18 protein-coding genes are annotated in these 19,133 nt (G+C 49.6%); 8 read left to right on the plus strand and 10 right to left on the minus strand.

Annotated elements, in window-relative coordinates; all coding sequences use genetic code 11:
- Window positions 1-22 precede the first annotated feature (22 nt).
- The 3 genes from ACFQ3W_RS14750 to ACFQ3W_RS14760 are packed head-to-tail and all read right to left on the minus strand — an operon-like array spanning window position 23 to window position 2,830.
- A complete protein-coding gene (locus tag ACFQ3W_RS14750; protein ID WP_379320001.1) occupies window positions 23-856 on the minus strand; it encodes a carbohydrate ABC transporter permease in 834 nt (277 codons plus the stop codon).
- A 17-nt stretch (window positions 857-873) separates the two neighbouring features.
- Window positions 874-1,752, minus strand: coding sequence for a carbohydrate ABC transporter permease (locus ACFQ3W_RS14755; RefSeq protein ID WP_379320002.1), 879 nt, complete (start codon window positions 1,750-1,752; stop codon window positions 874-876).
- Window positions 1,745-2,830, minus strand: a complete 1,086-nt coding sequence (locus tag ACFQ3W_RS14760) for an ABC transporter ATP-binding protein (RefSeq protein WP_379320003.1) — start codon at window positions 2,828-2,830, stop codon at window positions 1,745-1,747. Before ACFQ3W_RS14760 ends, ACFQ3W_RS14755 begins: the two co-directional genes overlap by 8 nt.
- Before the next feature lie 455 nt (window positions 2,831-3,285).
- On the opposite strand from ACFQ3W_RS14760, the gene ACFQ3W_RS14765 reads away from it, so the two are divergent.
- Window positions 3,286-4,047 (plus strand): DeoR/GlpR family DNA-binding transcription regulator, encoded by a 762-nt coding sequence (locus ACFQ3W_RS14765; protein WP_379320004.1) that lies wholly within the window; start codon window positions 3,286-3,288, stop codon window positions 4,045-4,047.
- Window positions 4,048-4,552: 505 nt separating this feature from the next.
- Here the strand turns inward: ACFQ3W_RS14765 and ACFQ3W_RS14770 are convergent.
- From ACFQ3W_RS14770 to ACFQ3W_RS14785, 4 genes are all read right to left on the minus strand, one after another.
- A complete protein-coding gene (locus ACFQ3W_RS14770; protein ID WP_379320005.1) occupies window positions 4,553-5,599 on the minus strand; it encodes a 2,3-butanediol dehydrogenase in 1,047 nt (348 codons plus the stop codon).
- 256 nt (window positions 5,600-5,855) lie between these two features.
- Window positions 5,856-7,547, minus strand: a complete 1,692-nt coding sequence (locus ACFQ3W_RS14775) for a methyl-accepting chemotaxis protein (RefSeq protein WP_379320006.1) — start codon at window positions 7,545-7,547, stop codon at window positions 5,856-5,858.
- Window positions 7,548-7,665: 118 nt separating this feature from the next.
- Window positions 7,666-7,944 carry a hypothetical protein gene (locus tag ACFQ3W_RS14780; RefSeq protein WP_379320007.1) on the minus strand — a complete coding sequence of 93 codons (279 nt, stop codon included), beginning with the start codon at window positions 7,942-7,944 and terminating at the stop codon, window positions 7,666-7,668.
- A gap of 131 nt (window positions 7,945-8,075) precedes the next feature.
- Entirely contained in the window at window positions 8,076-9,674 is a 1,599-nt protein-coding gene (locus ACFQ3W_RS14785; protein ID WP_379320109.1) for a bifunctional metallophosphatase/5'-nucleotidase, read from the minus strand.
- A 222-nt stretch (window positions 9,675-9,896) separates the two neighbouring features.
- Here ACFQ3W_RS14785 and ACFQ3W_RS14790 point away from each other — a divergent pair, with 222 nt between their 5' ends.
- The 4 genes from ACFQ3W_RS14790 to phnE (ACFQ3W_RS14805) all read left to right on the plus strand — a co-directional run bounded on the left by ACFQ3W_RS14790 (window position 9,897) and on the right by phnE (ACFQ3W_RS14805) (window position 13,467).
- A complete protein-coding gene (locus ACFQ3W_RS14790; RefSeq protein WP_379320008.1) occupies window positions 9,897-10,907 on the plus strand; it encodes a phosphate/phosphite/phosphonate ABC transporter substrate-binding protein in 1,011 nt (336 codons plus the stop codon).
- 159 nt (window positions 10,908-11,066) lie between these two features.
- A complete protein-coding gene (phnC, locus tag ACFQ3W_RS14795) occupies window positions 11,067-11,870 on the plus strand; it encodes a phosphonate ABC transporter ATP-binding protein (protein ID WP_379320009.1) in 804 nt (267 codons plus the stop codon).
- Window positions 11,867-12,664 (plus strand): phosphonate ABC transporter, permease protein PhnE, encoded by a 798-nt coding sequence (gene phnE / locus ACFQ3W_RS14800; RefSeq protein WP_379320010.1) that lies wholly within the window; start codon window positions 11,867-11,869, stop codon window positions 12,662-12,664. The genes phnC and phnE (ACFQ3W_RS14800) overlap by 4 nt, the downstream gene beginning before the upstream one ends.
- Window positions 12,661-13,467, plus strand: a complete 807-nt coding sequence (phnE, locus tag ACFQ3W_RS14805; protein WP_379320011.1) for a phosphonate ABC transporter, permease protein PhnE — start codon at window positions 12,661-12,663, stop codon at window positions 13,465-13,467. Before phnE (ACFQ3W_RS14800) ends, phnE (ACFQ3W_RS14805) begins: the two co-directional genes overlap by 4 nt.
- A 541-nt stretch (window positions 13,468-14,008) precedes the next feature.
- Here phnE (ACFQ3W_RS14805) and ACFQ3W_RS14810 read toward each other — a convergent pair.
- Complete coding sequence (locus ACFQ3W_RS14810) at window positions 14,009-14,503, minus strand: glutathione peroxidase (protein WP_379320012.1); 495 nt, start codon at window positions 14,501-14,503, stop codon at window positions 14,009-14,011.
- A 191-nt stretch (window positions 14,504-14,694) separates the two neighbouring features.
- On the opposite strand from ACFQ3W_RS14810, the gene ACFQ3W_RS14815 reads away from it, so the two are divergent.
- Window positions 14,695-15,147 (plus strand): MarR family winged helix-turn-helix transcriptional regulator, encoded by a 453-nt coding sequence (locus ACFQ3W_RS14815; RefSeq protein ID WP_379320013.1) that lies wholly within the window; start codon window positions 14,695-14,697, stop codon window positions 15,145-15,147.
- Window positions 15,148-15,241: 94 nt separating this feature from the next.
- The gene (locus ACFQ3W_RS14820) at window positions 15,242-15,424 is read left to right on the plus strand and encodes a DUF2524 domain-containing protein (protein ID WP_379320014.1); all 183 of its coding nucleotides are present in this window, start codon (window positions 15,242-15,244) and stop codon (window positions 15,422-15,424) included.
- 95 nt (window positions 15,425-15,519) lie between these two features.
- Here the strand turns inward: ACFQ3W_RS14820 and ACFQ3W_RS14825 are convergent, their stop codons facing one another.
- Window positions 15,520-16,242 (minus strand): glycosyltransferase, encoded by a 723-nt coding sequence (locus tag ACFQ3W_RS14825; protein WP_379320015.1) that lies wholly within the window; start codon window positions 16,240-16,242, stop codon window positions 15,520-15,522.
- Between the two features lie 162 nt (window positions 16,243-16,404).
- On the opposite strand from ACFQ3W_RS14825, the gene ACFQ3W_RS14830 reads away from it, so the two are divergent.
- Window positions 16,405-17,676 (plus strand): MFS transporter, encoded by a 1,272-nt coding sequence (locus ACFQ3W_RS14830; protein WP_379320016.1) that lies wholly within the window; start codon window positions 16,405-16,407, stop codon window positions 17,674-17,676.
- Window positions 17,677-17,965: 289 nt separating this feature from the next.
- Here ACFQ3W_RS14830 and ACFQ3W_RS14835 read toward each other — a convergent pair whose 3' ends face one another.
- Window positions 17,966-19,000, minus strand: coding sequence for a LacI family DNA-binding transcriptional regulator (locus tag ACFQ3W_RS14835; protein WP_379320017.1), 1,035 nt, complete (start codon window positions 18,998-19,000; stop codon window positions 17,966-17,968).
- Window positions 19,001-19,133: the final 133 nt, after the last annotated feature.

Consider the following 19,133-nt stretch of genomic DNA (forward strand, 5'->3'; position numbering starts at 1 on the left):
AAAGGGACCCCGTACGGATAAATCACTTGATCCCTGAGTAAACGAACGCCTTCACAATATGTCTGGAGCAGAACACGTACACGATCAGGATCGGTAGAACCAGCACCACGTTGCCTGCCATAATGATGTGCCAGTTGCTGATCCCCTCTGTTTCCCGCAGCATGGCGATGCCCAACGTCAGCGGCCGAATCGTCTCCGAGTTCGTCATGACGAGCGGCCAGAAATATTCGTTCCAGTGGCTGACGAAGCTGAACAAAGCGATGGTGGCGAGCGCCGGCTTAGCCATCGGAATCATGATTTTCCAAATTAGCTTGAGCTCTCCGGCATTATCCAGCCGCGCTGCCTCGATAATCTCCTCCGGGATCTGCATAAAATACTGCCGCAGCAGAAATATGCCGAACGCGTTGGACATAAACGGGATGATTTGCGGCCAAAGCGTATGAATCAGCCCAAAATCCGCCATCATCAGATACACCGGGATAAACGTGATCTGCCCGGGGATCATGAACGCCAGCAGAACGAAGCCGAACAGTATGCTTTCCCCCGCAAAACGGTATTTGGCAAAGGCATACGCAGCCGGAATCATCACCACAAACTGCAGCACGATGATGGACACGGTGATGACTACCGAATTTCTCGCATATAGCAGGAACGGTCCGGCGCTCATCGCGTCCACGAAGTTGTTCCACTGCGGCACGGCCGGAATCCAGGTCGGCGGAAACGCCAGCGTCTCCCGAAACGTCTGCAGCGAGGTGGAGATCATCCACAGGAACGGAAAAATAAACACCATCAGGATCGCGGCCTTCAGCAGCAAGCTCAGCGCCGAACCCAGGCTCCTCCATTCAAATGTCTTCACAAGCGGGCTCCTTTCCCTCATTGATAATGAACCTTCTTTGCCAGCAGTCTGAAATAGATGAAGGTCAGCACCCCGATAATCGCCATCAGGACGGTGCCGGTCGCTGCCGAATAGCCGATATTGGTCGTTCGGAATCCGTAAATGTAATAAACGAGCGTATTCGTCGCATTGTTGGGGCCGCCTCCGGTCATGATTTTGACCGTATCAAACACTTTGAAGGAGCTGATTGTCATAATGACCAGGATGAAAAACAACTGCGGCGAAATCATCGGCAGCGTAATCTTGGTAAACACCTTGAACTTGCTCGCATTGTCGAGCGCAGCCGCTTCGTAAATGCTCGGCGGTACGCTCTGCAGCGCCGCGACGATAATGAGCGTATAGTAGCCGATATTTTGCCATACCGAGACGATGATGACGGACAGGAGCGCCGTTTTGGAGCTTTGCAGCCAGTCGGAGGTCGGTAGGCCAATCATTTTCAGCATGAAATTGAGCAGCCCCTGCTCGGGGTCCATCAGCCACAGCCATACGAGCGAGATCGAGACGATGGAGACGATATGTGGGGTGAAAATCCCCGCCTGCACCAGCGCGTTGATGCGGCTTTTTTTGTTGAGCCACACCGCGATGATCAGGGACAGCACAATCGTCAGCGTGACTACGCCGGCTGTGTAAATAGCGGTATTTCCTAGCGCCTTGTAAAAATCGTCCCGAGTCAAAATTTGCTGGAAGTTATCCCAGCCGATAAACTTGCTTTTCGCCTTGTTCATCAGGTTGTATTTGTAGAAGCTCAGATATAGGAGATACAGGACAGGGTAAATGACAAACATACCGATGCCCACCATCGCAGGTGCTATCAGTACATAAGGCCGGAGCCGCTCCCACAATGAACGTTTATCCATGGCTTTTCCCTCTCAGTGCCTCCAAATAGCCGTGGATCCTCGGATCACTATCCTCTATGCGGAGTTCATCTGCTCCAAAAAAATGGATCTTGGCAGCCTCGACGCCAAGTACAACCTCTTGGTCAACCTGAAACGTGTCTTCAGGGGACTTCACCATAAAGGACAAGTCGCCCGACCTTATCTGGTAGATCGTCTCTGATCCGAGCATTTCGCGGGTGACGATGGTGCCTTGAAGGGCATAGTGCGGCGTTGGCCTGGTTTGCTCCAACTTCTCCGATGGCCACGACTCTGCCGCCGACAAACTGGCGTTCTCGGGGCGGAACCCGAATTTCACGCCATCCACGCCAAGATCGCCGACATTCATCGGCGGTACCCCGATAAACTGCGCCGTAAACAAATTACGGGGCTTATGATAAATGTCGTCTGGCGCAGCTTCCTGCTGAATCAGCCCTTTATTCATCAGCACGATCGTATCGGCCATGGACATCGCCTCGACCTGATCGTGCGTTACATACACAAACGTAGTGCCAAGCTTCTTGTGCAGCTCGATCAGCTCGATACGCATCTGAACCCGCAGCTTGGCGTCCAGGTTGGAGAGCGGTTCGTCCATGAGGAACACGGACGGCTTCTTGACCATTGCCCGAGCCAAGGCGACGCGCTGCCGCTGCCCGCCGGACAAGGCCGACGGCTTGCGGTCCAAGTATTCAAGCAAGCCCACGGTCTCGCTGATGCTTTCGACGAGCCGCACTCGCTCCGCTTTGGGAACCTTGTTGTTTTTCAGGCCAAACTCAATATTTTCCCGCACCGACATCGTGGGGTAAATTGCGTAGTTTTGAAACACCATCGCCACGCCGCGCTGGCCCGAAGGTATACGGGAAACGTCCTTGCCGTCGATAAGCACCTGCCCGGAGGTTTGCGGGCCCAGCCCAGCGATCATGCGCAGCAGCGTGGTTTTGCCGCAGCCGGACGGGCCGACGAGCACGGTAAATGCTCCATCTTCGATCGTTAGATTGAGATCCTGGATGACCGCGTTTTTCTCAAATGCTTTGGTTACACTCACAAATTGTATGGATGCCAAGTGCCATCCCCCTTATCTGAATTGGTAAAATCTATATGAAATGAGCATCAAATGTGCATTTTTTGATTTGTTTTGCTCATTTGAGCTTACTTTGATTGTAGAACCCATTCGTTTCGGGAATATAAGGACAAAATCAAGGATATGTAAACATGCTCAGAAGCACTTGACCGGACTAGTAAAGGGGGAGGAGCAAGGCAAGTTTTTTAATAGGAAGAAAGTTAATTGCGATCATGGAGAACCTACGGGAAAATCCCCTAAAATAACCGGGAAAATCGCCAATAATCGCGAATAGTCGCGGAAAATAGCCTCACATAACAGTGAAGATTGTATATTTGTTAACACGCAGCAAATATTTCTCCGGTAAAATCGATGTAAGTGTAAATAGGAAAGCCGAAAAATTTCAATAAAGATGTGCGCATTTTTGCGCATTTGATCTTGGGGAAGGAAGATGGGCCTTGCTGGCTGCGGAAAGAAAACGACGCATTGTGGAGTATGTCAGACAGTATCGAACCGCCACGGTGGCGATGCTGGCTGCGGAATTTAACGTTCATAGCGCGACCATTCGCCGGGATTTGGCAGAGATCGAGCAGGAGGGCATGCTGAGCAGAACGCACGGGGGCGTCGTTATGGAACAGTGGACGCATGACGAGCCCTCTTTTCAAGAACGAAGAAATCAGCATCTAGAGGAGAAGATACGCATTGGCCGTCACGCTGCTTCGTTGGTAGAGGACGGGGAGAACATCATCATTGATTCGGGTACAACTACACTACACATCGCTACCCATCTCGTCAATCGCTCTAATGTCACTGTCATCACGAACGATATGAACATAGCCGTCGAACTGCGCGATGCGCCGGGCATTAGGGTAATTCTCACGGGTGGGGAGTTGTATCCGTCAAGCTATATGCTTAACGGTATGTTCACGGATCATGTTCTGAAGTCATTGCATGTGGAGAAGGCTTTTATCGGAACGCCGGCACTGCATCCCCAGTACGGTCTAATGCATCCGGAAGCGCTGCTGGTGCCTGCCAAGCAAAGAATGATCGAGGCGGCCGGGGAAATTATCGTAGTCTGCGACCATACCAAAATCGGCAAGCTCTCCCTGCATACCGTTGCTCCGAACAGTGCCATCCACACCCTGATTACGGGGGAAGAGGCGACGGATTTCGACGTGAAGCCGTTTCAGGAGCGGGGGATGACCGTTTACCGGGTTTAAACCGGGCATAGTTTGTCACTGGATAAGACTTGACTTGGACGACGCCACACGATAGCCTAGGGGGCCGTAACGAACCTGAGACACACGATATTCGCCTCATTGTGCAGTCCCATCGACATCCCCAGGCTAACGAACTCAGGACACGCTATTCGCCTCATTTTGGCGGTTTTCCCAAGCTAACGAACTCAGGACACCTTATTTAGCGCCAGAGGCACCCTTTTGTCATCTTTTGAGCCAAATAAGGCCGCTGGAGTTCGTTAGATTCTCAAATCCGCATTTTTGCCTGCAATAACGCTTACTCAGTTCGTTGCAGATCCACCCTGCCCCCGCCCCGAAACTCGGGACTTGAATCCACTCGGATGCATAGAGGGAGTCCCTCTTTTTGCCAGCTCAAAGCAAATCACTACACCACCCGCAGGTGGTTTTTTATTTCGCACGCTTCGCTTACTTAAGCCACAACAAAAACCGGACCCCATAAAGGGACCCGGCTTCTCTATAATGAAGCTTATTCAGGTTTCACCAAAATTTTGACTTGGTTGCGTTCTTTCAGCAGACCTTCAAAACCTTCTTCGACCGCTTGATCCAGCTTAATGCGTTTAGTTACCAGCTTGTCGGCGCTGAAATAGCCCTGTTCCATCAGGCTGATAACTGCCGGGAATACATCACGGTAGCCGATGATACCGGTCACGGTGCGTTCTTTCAGAACAATGTTTTGCGGATGGATTGAGGCTTCTTTTTCGAAGATGCTGACGATCATTGTTTCTCCACCGATTTTCGTGGAGTTGATCGCTTGGGTCAGCACCGGAGGTACCCCGGTAACCTCAAACGATACGTCGACCCCGCCTTGCGTCCGTTTGTGGATTTCCGCAACAGCATCATATTGCTTAGGATCGATGACGATCGCTCCCATTTCCGCCGCTTTCTGTTTTCGTTCTTCCGACAGCTCGACCGCATAGATTTCAGAGGCACCCGCTGCCTTTAATGCTTCAATTACAAGCAGACCAATAGGGCCCGTACCGAATACAACGACTTTGTCGCCAACTTTAAGTTTACTAGAGCGTACAGCATGCAACGCAACTGCAGACGGCTCAACGAGAGCACCCTGCTCGTACGATACTGTATCAGGAATTTTGTGAATCATAACTTCCGGTACGGCTGCGTATTCGGAGAATCCACCACCCCCGCCGGACAGTCCATAAAAGCCCATCTTATCGCACAGATTGTATTTGCCCTGTTTGCAGGCCTCGCATGTTCCGCAGGAATAGATCGGTTCCACTACCACGCGATCTCCGACAGATGCCCGAGTGACGCCTTCACCGACTTCAACCACTTGTCCGGAAAATTCATGCCCCATCACAATCGGAGCTTTATCGCCGCTGAGCGGATGAGTTTCAAGCGGGATAAAAATCGGCCCCGCCGTATACTCGTGCAAGTCACTTCCACAAATACCGCACCACTCGACCTTTATTTTAACTTCGCCTTTAGCTGGCTTAGGTTCCTCAATGTTCTCAAGTCTCAAGTCTTTGACACCATGCCATCTTAGCGCTTTCATAAAACGTCATCCCCTAAATAGATTTGTAAAACTTCCATCTATTAGGGTACTCCTAATTTTAAAAGATTTAAAGTTATTTATTAAAATTTTATTATTTTTTGACTATGAAATGCAGCATGCCGTAGAGGCAGTACGAGGGGGATAAGTAGGGTTAACAAGCAGAGTCGCCATACCAAGCAGGATAATATGGAGCCTAATGCGGACGGAAAAGGAAAAAGAGGCAAGTCCTTTTCCGCCCGCGTAGGCGTTCTTATGTCTAGGAAACTTTAAACTTACTAAGCACCTGATGCAGCTCGTGAGATATTTGCGAGAGCACCGAGCAGGAGCGGTTGACCTCTGCCACTGCGGTGAGCTGATTTGCTGCTGAAGCCGCAACTTCCTCGGCGGAGGCGCCTGTATCGCGAGCGATATCTGCGATAACATTGACGGAGGCGGTCACTTCCTCCACCCCGGCGGAAATTTGCTCGGCCGCTGCGGCAAGCTGCTCAATCAAATCGGCGATGTGTCCGCTAGATTTAAGTATCTCCGCAAAGCTTCGGTCTGTCTCCTCCGTGATTTCAATCCCGGACTTCACTTCCCGGATAACCCCACCCATCGCCTGAAGGGATTCACGAATATTCTCTTCAATCTCTCCCATTACCTCGGCAATATGGTCCGAGGATGCCCCGGACTGTTCCGCCAGCTTTCTGATTTCCGTCGCAACGACGGCAAAGCCTCGGCCCTCTTGACCAGCGCGAGCCGCTTCAATGGACGCGTTTAACGCAAGCAGATTCGTTTGCTTGGACACGCCTTGAATCGCTTCAATCATCTCGGCGATTTTCTGCGATTTCTCGTTCAGCAGACGGATGGATGAACTGCTGGACTGAACGGAGCGATCGATAGAGCCCATCTGTTCCACCACCTGGCGGACCTGTTCGCCGCCTACCTCGGCTTGACGACGCGATTGCCCCGCCGCTTCGGCGGCTTCCGCAGCATGCTCGGCAATATTTTGCACGCCAATGGCAATCTCCTCAAAAGCTCTGGCATTCTCCATCGTACTCTGCGTTTGGTTTTCCGCCCCTTGGGCCACTTGATCAATCGCTGCAGCGATTACCGTAGATTCCTCCGTCGTTTTATCCGACGCCGCATGCAGCTCCTTCGCCGACTGGGCTACTTTTTCGGAAGCCAGCAGACCGCTCTGCACCAATTCCCTCAAATTGCTGCCCATCTGGTTAAAGCTATGGCCCAGCTTTCCGATTTCATCCCGGGATGCATCCGTAACTACCGAGGTAAAGTCGCCTTCTCCGGCGTCCTCCATCGCTTTAGCTACAGCGCCCAGACGTTTGTTGATTCTCCCTATGTATAACACAACTACAACAATGGATATGACAATGGCCACCGCGAACACGATTACAAAACGCTGAATGAATGACTTTTGGATGACGTCAATCAAATGCTGCGGAGCACCTACATAGAAAATGCCAATTACGCTGCCGTCCTTGCCTTTAACCGGCTGATAGGCAGCTTGATATGTTTTACCGACAACGACGGCCTCTCCAAAATAACTCTGACCGCCTGTCAGAACCTTTTCGGCCACTTTATCCGAGACCTTCGTGCCCACCGATCTTTTTCCATCCTGGAGCACATTGGTGGAAGCCCGCGTATCCCCCTGAAAAATCGTCACGGTATCCCCCGTCAGCTTCCCGATCTCATCGACCATTTCATAATTTTCATTGATTTTTACTTCACCTTTATACAAGGCATCGTCATGAATTTGCCAATCACCGGGATACCTGCTATCAACGTAACGCATGGCCAGCTCCAAATCACTTTTTGCCTTAGCTGTCGCAAACGTCTTAATCCCCTTCTCCATTTGCCCTACAGCTACATAACTAATTGCCGCGGAAAAAGCCAACAAAATTCCAATTACGATCAAGCTAATTTTTGTCCCGATGCTTCGAAAATTCATTACCTTCTGCCTCCCCTCACATGTTGTAATCATCATAGAGCAAACCATCAAAATATAGTAGAAAAGAAAAACCCAGCATCCCCACATTTTAGGGGCCTGGGCTTCTCTTTTTTCGACGCTAATCAAGATATCCGGCAAGTCCTTTTTCCATCAAGTAATCCATCTCCAAGTCGAGGATCGACTCTACCGTTAATTCGTCCAGCTTCAAGTCATGACGGCTCAGTACATAATCAACTAGTTCGTCGCTATCAATGTCAACCTCATCCTTTGCGCCTTTATGCGCGTTGTTGATGAAGTCCGCCTCATGTCCCAGTACAAGCCGAATATGCTCCGGGGACGCTTTAGAGCGGCTGGCAATATACTCGACGAGCTCCTGTTCGTTCACTTGATCACTCATTAGGGCCATCTCCTTTTATATAAGATGCTTCCAGTTCCTGTTTTCCAGAAATCTCATGCATTTTATTATCGTAACAGAAATCGCCCGGCATTATCCAAAAATTTCAGGGTTCCACCCAGCAGCCACCAGCATCAACCCTGAGCGACTACTTTCCAGTTATGGTCACACGCCGCTGTAATCGTTTCGCGCCGCAAAATATACTCGGCAACCAGCTCCGCCGCATCGCTTAGAATCTCCTTGACGACCGGTTTCCCACAGTACATGTCATAATTTCCGCCTCCACCGGCACGGTAATTATTCATCACCACATCGAACTCCTCGTCCTCCCGAATGTCTACACCATTCCGAGCGAATTGAACGACTCGTTGACCAATCGGGCGGGACACATCCAGCACATACTCGATGCCTTCCCACATATCGTAGTTGTAGTGCTGCGCCTTCGGCTCAATATATGCCGGGTTTACATCGATCTCCCCATCCGTGCCAATCACGAAATAATTCGCTGTCTGCTCCAATGCCTCGCGGATATCCCGCCCCGTCAGCCGCAAAACTGTCAGCGTATTGGGATACATAAAGTTCGTCAGGACGTCTCGCATCGTGATGCTGCCTTGAAAACCTTTGGATTCATTGCTAAGTAGCGAGGCATTTGAAATCTCCACACCAGATGCCTCCATTTGAACCCTATTCACGAACTCCATAAAAGGGTTATCGGCTAGCCGGCAGGCCAGCGGGCTGTGAATCGTCATGTCTCCAGTAACCTGACCGATCGGCTGATCCAGCCATTCCTGGGTTTCGGATTCCAGCTCCAAAGCCAGTTCCAATACGGCTGTGTCTGCCGCTACTGTCTCATCTGGGTACAGCAGCTCGGCCTGTCGCCGAACAATGCTCCATTTGCCGCCTTCTTCCTTATTGAAATGAACGGTGATTTTGCCGAGCGCTTGCCCGTTGCATCCTGGCTGTATAACCATAACGCCGCCAATTTCCTCCGCGATATAACGGTGTTGGTGCCCGGTAATCAAAACGTCAATCCCGGGAACTTCCATGCACATCGCATATCCTTGATTTTCTCCAGTCAGCCGTTCCGCTGGTTCCCCCGTACGCAAATCCCGTTCGAAGCCGCCATGGTAAGAAACAACGAGCAAATCCGGCTGCTCTCCCTGGCGAATCCGAGGCACCCACTGTTTTGCAGTTTCCAGCGCATCCTGGAATACCAGTCCCTCAATATGCCTTGGATTCTCCCAATGGGGGATGTAATGCGTCGTGACGCCCAAAATAGCGATTTTTATCCCTGACTCCGTCGTTTTCACGATATAAGGCTTGCCGAAGGCCGGCTGCTGTCCGTTCCCTCTATCCAAAATTCCTGCCGACAGCCACGGAAAATTCGAATCCGCCATGACGCGGCGAAGTTCATCCATACCATAATTGAATTCATGATTTCCCGGCACAGCCGCATCATAGCCTAACGCATTCAGCACCTTGACCGACGGGTGAGTCTCTTCCTTATGCTTCATATAAAAGGAACAAAGCGGTGTCCCCTGAATGATGTCCCCATTATCTATCAGCAAACCATTTTGCGACTTCTCGCGTTCACTGCGGATCATCGTCGCCAGCTTGGCCAGCCCAAGGCTGCGCTCATCACGAGAACGGTAATCAGTTGGATAAATGTATCCGTGAATATCGCTCGTTACCAGAACTTCACACGTCGCTTGCAGACCGTTTTCCCCACCCATGTTTATTTTCACAATAAATTCTCCGCCCCTCTATGTCACAATATTACAATTGGATAATTCTAGCATCATATATGTTCATTCTAGCAAAGAAATTAAAGATTTATGTAAAAACTGAATAATCCAAATTTTACGTCCGATTGACTTCCGGTTGGTGGCCCGTTAATAAATCTCTTTTATATTAATCAGGTAACCAAAAAATAGAATTGCTTGGAGGTCATCTGATTGAAAAGAATCGCGAAGCTTATTTTGCCTTTATTCTTGAGCATTTCCGTCATCAGCGCATGCGGCAACAACGCCCCGGCCAATACAAGCGGGAACGCATCCGCCGAAAGTAAGACCAATGCAACAGCGGCGAACGCCAACAGTAATTCCGACAGCAATACGGAAAAAAAATCTACCGATACCGGTTATGTACCTGAAAAGCTGACCGTTCAATTCGTCCCTTCGCAAAATGCGGATACGCTTGAAGCAAAAGCTAAACCGCTGGAAAAATTGCTGTCCGATCGCCTTGGCATTCCGGTAACAGTTAGCGTATCGACCGACTACAATACGATCATTGAAGCCATGGCTTCCAAGCAAGTGGATGTTGGCTTCCTGCCACCAACCGCTTATGTACTGGCGAAAGAGAAAGGCGCTGCAGAAGTTATGCTGCAAGCTCAGCGTTTTGGGGTTGAAGATGCGACGGGAGCTCCTACGGATAAACTGGTTGATTTTTATAAATCGATGATCATCGTTAAGAAGGATTCGCCGATTAAATCGGTAAAAGATCTGAAAGGCAAAAAGATCGCTTACCAAAACGTGACCTCCTCGGCAGGTTATGTATGGCCTGCTGCTAAGCTGATGGATGAAGGAATTGACCCGCTTTCCGACGTTACACCGGTAACCGTAAAAGGTCATGACCAAGCTGTTATCGCCGTACTGAATGGCGATGTCGATGCAGCCGCTATTTTCCAGGACGCTCGTAACACAGTGAAGAAAGATTTCCCGAAAGTATTTGATGATACGCGTGTAATCACCTATACCGAGCCGATTCCGAACGACACCATTTCCGTACGCTCCGACATGAGCCCGGAATGGGTGCAAAAGCTGAAAGATGCTTTTATTGCCATCGGTAAAGATGAAGAAGGCCATAAGGTCATCGCTGACATCTACACGCACGAAGGCTATGTAGAATCCAATGACAGTAAGTTTGATATCGTTCGTGAATACAACAAGAAGGTAAAAACCGAGTAGTCGTTTGGCTGAACCAAACAACCCAATCCCGATAAATCATGCCGTCCCCCCTACTCGTAATTCGGCATGATAAGTTGATGCGAGCCAGTCGGAGTGCCCTGCACTCGGGCTGGCTATGCGTTTTTTTAAAAGATAAACTCTCATAAAGGATGGTCCTCAGTGATAGAACTTCGCAATGTATCGAAAACATACCCGGGCGGAACCAAAGGGCTGGATCAGATCAATTTAAAAATCGATAAGGGAGAGTTTGTAGCCATCGTCGGGCTTTCGGGTGCCGGAAAATCGACGCTGCTGCGCTCCATGAATCGCCTGCATGACATCTCGGAAGGCGACATTCTGATCGGCGGGAAGTCGATTACGAAGGCGTCCGGGAAGGAGCTGCGGATGATTCGCCGGGATATCGGCATGATTTTTCAGAGCTTCAATCTCGTAAAACGCTCCTCCGTGCTTCGCAATGTATTGGCTGGAAGGGTGGGTTATCATTCTACCCTACGCACGCTATTCTGCGCGTTTCCAAAGGAAGACGTCGAACTCGCATTTCAGGCATTGAACCGGGTGAATATCGTGGAAAAAGCGTACGCCCGAGCCGACGAGCTATCCGGCGGGCAGCAGCAGCGGGTGGCCATCGCCCGTGTATTGGCACAGGAAGCGAAGATCGTCCTGGCTGACGAACCGGTCGCTTCGCTTGACCCCTTGACCACCAAACAGGTCATGGATGACCTTAAGCGGATCAATGTGGAGCTCGACATCACGACAATCGTCAATTTGCATTTCATCGATTTGGCCCGGCAGTATGCGACCCGAATCATCGGTCTTCGCGCCGGGAAAGTGGTCTTTGACGGGCCCGTTTCGGAAGCAACGGACGAGCGGTTTGCCGAAATATACGGCCGCCCGGTCGACGAGGACGAGCTTCTTGAGAAAAAGAGCGCCGGGCATACCGCTTTGGAGGAAATCCTGCAATGAATACAAATTTGGAAGCAAATCTGAAACGTCCGAAAGCCCCGAGCAAGCTGAAGCATTATTTGACGGCGCTCATCATCCTGCTTCTGCTATGGGGCAGTGCGGTGAAGACCGATGCCACACTTGGCGAGCTCATCAAAGGGGCGCCAAATATGCTCGATCTTCTGCGAGAAATGTTTCCGCCGAAATGGAGCTATTTCGACAACATCGTGGATGCAATGCTGGAGACGATTCGCATGGCGCTGATCGGTACGACCTTAGGCGCAATATTAGCCGTTCCGGTGGCGCTGCTTTGCGCCAGCAACCTGAGCCGCAGCGCCTGGATCTACCAGCCTGTCCGCTTTTTGCTGAACCTGGTGCGGACGATTCCCGACCTGCTGCTGGCGGCTATTTTTGTCGCCATTTTCGGTCTTGGGCCGCTGCCCGGCATATTCGCTCTTTCGATATTCTCCTTTGGTCTCATCGCCAAACTTACCTATGAATCGCTGGAAACGATCGACCAAGGGCCGCTCGAAGCAATGACCTCCGTCGGGGCTAATTCTATTCATAAAATCATCTTCGCCGTCATTCCGCAAATTCAAGCGCACTTCGCCTCTTATGTGCTGTATACCTTCGAAATCAACGTGCGTGCTGCCGCTGTGCTTGGTCTGGTAGGCGCCGGGGGGATCGGCCATTACTACGAAGTCACGTTAGGTTTTCTGGAATACGACAAGACGTGCATGATCATTTTGTTTACATTAGCCGTCGTTTTACTGATCGACTATATGAGTACTAAGCTGCGGGAGAAACTGATATGACAACAAATACATGGCAAGGGAAAATTCAAAAACCGAAAAAAAGCCGCTTGCGATGGCTGATTTACGTGCTGCTCGCACTCGTTTACATATGGGCCTTCGCGGGGATTCCTTTTGACGGGATCAAAGAAACCGCCGGGCAGATCACAAAATCGATTCTTTCCGGGCTGTTCTCTCCGGATTGGGACTATGTGTATCTACCCGACGGTGAAGATCTGCTGCGCGGGCTGCTTGATACGCTCGCCATCTCCATTCTGGGTACTGTTATTTCTACAATTGTCTGCGTTCCGTTTGCTTTCTGGGCCGCCACAAACATGAGCCGCTCGAGGTGGGTTTCCGGTTCGGGCAAAATGCTGCTCAGCTTCATCCGAACCTTTCCAGAGATCGTGATGGCGCTGCTGTTCATCAAAGCGGTGGGCCCCGGTTCTTTTGCAGGGGTGTTGGCTCTAGGGCTGCATTCCGTCGGGATGCTCGGCAAGCTGTTTGCCGATGAAGTCGAAAACATGGATAAAGGACCCACCGAAGCGCTGATCGCCACCGGTGCAAACCGTCTGCAAATTTTATGGTTTGCGGTGCTGCCGCAGGTGCTCCCAGGCTTTCTGTCATACACCCTGTACCGATTTGAAATTAATCTCCGCTCGGCGACCATTCTTGGCGTGATCGGAGCCGGAGGAATCGGCACGCCGCTCATCTTCGCCCTTAGCTCCCGCGATTGGGACCGTGTCGGCATTATTTTGCTCGGTATTATCGTGATGATCACGATCATCGACTGGATCTCGGGTGCGCTGCGCAAGAAGCTGGTGTAGGCTGCACAAGAACCTCTAAAACCTTGCAAGCTATGGCAGCGAAAGTAAATAACGACCTCGGACCGCTCTTGTCCGCCACTTGTCTAATGATTGGATAAGAAGGATGACAAGTGGCTCCCAAATGCGGACGCAGACTCACTCCGGTTCGTTATTTCCTTTCTTGATGCGTAGCAAAGACGAAACACAAAGACCGCTGAAACTGCTTACTTCAGCGGTCTTTCCTTATAGTTATGGAAGGGCTGACAAGACGCTTTGACCATTACCTTGGTCCTTTCATCCCACAAAAGTACACTCTCCGTTACCAGTCGCATTTAAATGTAAAAAGTGCATCTATTCGCCTGGAATTTCACGTTTTCCCCAGTTTAGTTGCATTTTGTACATTTAAAAGTAGCTTATTCCTCGGGTGCTCAACTACTAGGCCCATTTAGATGTACATTTTACATTTAGTTTCTCCGATTCGGTAAAAGTCCGCAAAATAAATGTACTAAATACAAGTCTTCATCATCACATCATCAGACTCGCTTCTCCAGCTGAGCATCTCTTAGGCATGCACGCCTTCTCCGAGCAGCGCCTTGATATGGCTCTCGATACTGGCCGGCTCATCCGTAGGGGCGAACCGCTTAACGACCTTGCCGTTTTGATCAATCAGGAACTTGGTGAAGTTCCATTTGACCGCTTTGGAGCCGAGGAGTCCAGGGGCTTCCTTGGTTAAATGCTGGAACAACGGATGGGCATTTTTCCCGTTTACGTCGATTTTGGCGTACAGTGGGAAGGATACCCCAAAATTCAGCTCGCATGCCTGAGCCACTTCTTCGTCCGTTCCCGGCTCTTGGTTGGCAAACTGACCGCAAGGAAAGCCCAATACAGCAAACCCTTGGTCCTTATAAGTATCATGCAGCTTCTGCAAACCTTTAAATTGCGGAGCGAACCCGCATTTCGTCGCTGTATTTACGATTAGAAGCACCTGCCCACGGTAAGGCTCCAGCGTCTGAACCTCTCCTTTAATCGTCTTCACTTCAATGTCGTAGATTGACATGTTTCGCCGCCTCCTAAATTTCATTAAGTATCATATGATTGAATTGTATACAATTGAATTGCTTATGTCAAATGAAATTACAAAATTTTTGCTAAGATTAATCGCTAAAAGATATTTTTGACTTAAGAATCACACAAATGTTATAATAACCCGATATAATTGTATACAATTTAATGGCAGGTGAAATAAATATGCAACCCAATGAATGGATGAAGCTGGACAATCAGCTGTGCTTTGCCTTTTATGCTTGTTCTCGTGAAATTTTGAAGCTGTATCGCCCGCTACTGTCCCCATTTGGACTTACTTATACGCAGTACATTACGTTGCTCGTATTATGGGAGCAGGACGGAATTACGGTCAAAGAGCTCGGCGCCAAGCTGTTTCTCGACTCGGGCACTCTAACTCCGCTGCTTAAGAAGATTGAAGCGATGGAACTCATTACGAGAACCCGAGACAAGACGGACGAACGTAACGTCATTATTGAATTAACCGATCAAGGGCGTACATTACAGGAGAAGATGGCTGAGATACCTCTGAAGCTCTATGAGAATACCAAAGTAGCGGAGAAGGATATCGTTGCGATGCGCGAGCATATCGGCGCTTTCCTGCACAAAATTAGTGAAGCCACGTCGGGGCAAGACTGAATAAGTCCAGCCAAATCCTCCATAATAGGGAAGTAGCCTGATCAATCACACGAAATACTCAGCCTATCCCGAAGAAATGGAGGACCCACCTACTATGCTGAACAATCTGGAAAGCAACTACGACTGCGCCCGGGCCGGAGACGACCTTCATCAGCTCAAACAGGAGCTTGCTTCGCTCCGAGGTCTTGGTGCAGAGGATCAAGAAACACAGGAAAAAATCAATCGGATCGAGAACCAGATTTCGTTTATTATGAACAAATGCGACATTAATCAATAACCTTCCCACGTCAAAACACCCCCTTATCCGTGAAGTCTTAACTTACGGCATAAGCGGGTGTTTTTTTAGAGTTTATCTGTGTTTTCCAGCCATGTCTATTTCCCGGAGCCGCCAAATTTCTGCGGAAACTGCTTTGCTATGCCGTTCGCCAGCACATCTGCAAACCGAATCAGGTGCTCTTGCACCTGATCAAAAAACGCAATATCGGCCGGCCAGTCCTTGTTCAACCTAGCGTTCAAATCATCGGTAACAAGCTGCAGATGCTTCTCCAGCAGCTCCTGAAGCTGCTTTGCCGGCCAGTTTGGATTTAGTTTGCTCAAAAATACTGCTATATCCTTCGCGTTCCAATACCAATCCAGCTTGTATTTTTCCGTATCCTCCAAATGCCCTCTCTTTATAGCGTCAAACAGCTTACCGGCAATTAAAATATGCTCCCGCAGCAGCTCGGTCAGTTTGTTCCCCGCTTCCTTCCCATAATAAGGCTTTAGAGCATTGCCGATATCCTGCTGATTTTGAAGCAGCCGAGCCAATACGGCTTCCTGGTCCTCCATCCCCGCTACGAAGCTGACGATGTAATTTCTCGTCCATATCCCATGGTCGATCCAGAACTTTCGAAGTACCGCTCTTAACTGCTCTACAGTGGTGGTAGCGGGAGTTGGCTTAGCAGCAGCCGCTTTTCCGGCAGTATGAGCCTGCGGCTCCTCCACCGGTAACGGATCACTCACGGCAGGAGCCGCAGATGCATTCGCCACGATCGGCAGCCAAATAAGCATGATGCACATACTCAGCACATAACTTTTTCCTATACGGCCCAACATTTCACCTTCTCCTTTTTGGATATAAATGGGACTTCTCGTATTATTATGGATGTAATAGCTGATTTCATGCTCAGGTATAGCTGGGTCCTGCAATTTGTGTTACGATTTCCCTGTTTCATCTCATCACAACATCTTTTTGAGAATATCGGGAGGACTCTAAATTTGGCTGTTCAACCTCAAATCAACACAAAGCAAAAGTCAAAAACCGCGGCAAGCCGAAATTATGCGCTGCAGCTGGCAACTGTATTTGTCGGATTTCTCATCTTTGGTTTTTCGGAAAATATAAAAGGGCCCGCCATTCCGCGGATGCAAATGGACTTTGGCCTGAGCGAGATGCAAATCGGCACACTGCTATCCCTAAACTCGCTGGGCTACTTGATAGCCTGTTCATTTACCACTTTTCTAACCCGGAAAATCGGGGCCAAAGCCGTCACACTACTCGCCTTCGGCTCTATGGCCGCATCGGGCATCTTGATGTATTTCACACACAGTTACCCGGCTCTGTCCGGTTCGTATTTCATTATGTATTTAGGCAACGGGATGCTAGAAATCGCCTTAGCCGTACTAGCGGCACGCATTTTCGTAGGCAATACAGGCACTATGATGAATTTGGCCCATTTTTTCTATGGGCTCAGCTCCACCGTCGCCCCAATCATTGCATCCGGATTGATGACAGTCAGCATCGGTGGCTATACACTTGATTGGCGTGGTATGTACCTGATCATGCTGTCCTTATCGATCATTCCTATGATTCCAGCGATCCTATGTCGCTTTCCGGGAGAAGAACAGCATGACGCTGCCCGGATTCCACTCGTGAAACTGGTCCGGGATCCAGGTATCTGGCTGATCGTGCTGATCCTCTCCTTTGGAGTCATTGCGGAGATGGCCGTTGGTGGCTGGCTGGTCAATTTTTTGGAAAAAGCCTATCATTGGGAAACCACAAGCGCCTCCGGCATGCTGTCAGCCTTTTTCCTGTGCTTTACATTCGCAAGGTTGTTTGCGGGTCCATTAACGGATAAAATCGGGTTCACGTTATCGCTGATCATTTTTGCCGGATTCTCCGGCGTTTGCACCTTGGCAGCCATCTTCACCGGCGAACCAGGAGCATTTCTGTTTGCTGCTGCAGGCATCGGAATTGCCCCGATCTACCCAACGGTCATGGCTCTCATCGCCAAAAAATACCGCTCCAGCAGTGACGCCGCCATTGCCTTTATCGTCACCATGCTCGGTATTGGCAGCGTGTTCGGAAATTATCTCATCGGAGCCATTATCGATTGGGGGAAGAAGCTGTTTGCGGACGGCTCTGAATCAGAGCTAAGTCTGTTGCGTGGTCTCCAGGCGGGTTATTCGTTTATCGGCATTTGTGCATTGCTATGTGCCGTGGCCAGCTTTTTTCTATACGGATATTTGAAGAAGCGCAATGAACTGTTGTAGTTTTATACATGTGGACGCTACCGCTAGATGTAAAAAGTACATTTATTTCGCCCCAAACCCTCACTATTTACGGATTAATTGCATAACATACATTTAAAAACCGTCTATATCGCAACAATCGACCGAGCGAGCCCATTTAAGTGCACTTTTTACATTTACTTTGTTCTTATCCTGGGAAAAGCGACGATTTTCCGAAAGACGAGCTTCCTCCGGCATATCCTATTCATAAACAAAAGTCCCGTTACCCTCCTGAACATCTCCAGACGGTACGGGACTTATTTTTATCTACTTAACGCGATGGCTCTATCGTGGATTTCCTGACAATGAGCTCTGCCGGAAAAACCTTGTGCGCATGCGTTATTTTCTTATTAATCAAATCGTACAGCACTTTAATCGTCTCTTCGGCTATTTCCTCGACCGGCTGCCGGATCGTCGTGATAGATGGGTTGTAATAAAAGGTGATGTCCAGCCCGTCAAAACCTGCCACGGAGTAGTCCTCCGGCACCGACTTGCCACTCTCAAAAATCGCTTTGCAAGCCCCCACGGCCAAGCTGTCGGAAACCGCAAACAGGGCAGTAAAATCTTCCCCCGACTCCAAAAGCTCCTTCGTGACTACATAGCCGTTCTCCATCGAATAGCTTTCGATATTCTCCTTCATTCGGCCCACCAGCTTCTCATTCAGCTCAAGACCGTTGTCTTCAAGCGCCTGCTTATAGCCTTCATATCTCAGCCGCCCGATACTGACGTCTGCCATGGAGGCGGTAATTATGGCGATTTTCCGGTGGCCCAGCTTACAGAGATAGTCGACCATTTTATAGCTTTCCTTGAAGTCGTCTACCGAAACCGTCGAATACTCATGAGGCTCATAACCGGGCGTCATCCCGATCGTACTGAGTACAAACGGCACGGTCAGCTGCTCCAGCTTGTCCTTGGCATGCGAGAAATTCCCGCCGAGGAATACGATTCCCTTGAGACGTTTCTCCTTCTCCAGCTCAATGGCAACCTCAATTTCATCCTGATTATCATCGACTCGCTGCAAGATAAACGAATATTTCTTCCGCTGAATTTCTTTGTCAAACACCTTGATCATCCGGTTGAAAAAAGGGTTCGTAATCCCCTTAATCAGCACGGCGATCGTTTTGGAGGCGGATCGCTTCAGATTTCGGGCGCTGTTGTTCGGAACATAGTGGTTTTCCTTAATCACCTTCATGATCATCGCTTTTGTCTCTTCGCTGATGTCAGGATGATTGTTTATTGCCCGGGAAACCGTCGTCACGCCAACCCCGCACATTTTCGCAATATCAATAATTGTTATTGAAGCCATATCCGAATCGTTCCCTCACCTTGTAATATCGGGCTGTATCTCTACAAAATATAGCAACTTCAAGTATATAACACAAGGGCGAATGCAACAAAGCAGGACTCCCGGCTGGACCTATCTATCGTCCGCTTCCGGA

It is taken from the genome of Paenibacillus puldeungensis, assembly GCF_042678945.1.
In the GTDB taxonomy this organism is placed as follows: domain Bacteria; phylum Bacillota; class Bacilli; order Paenibacillales; family Paenibacillaceae; genus Fontibacillus; species Fontibacillus puldeungensis.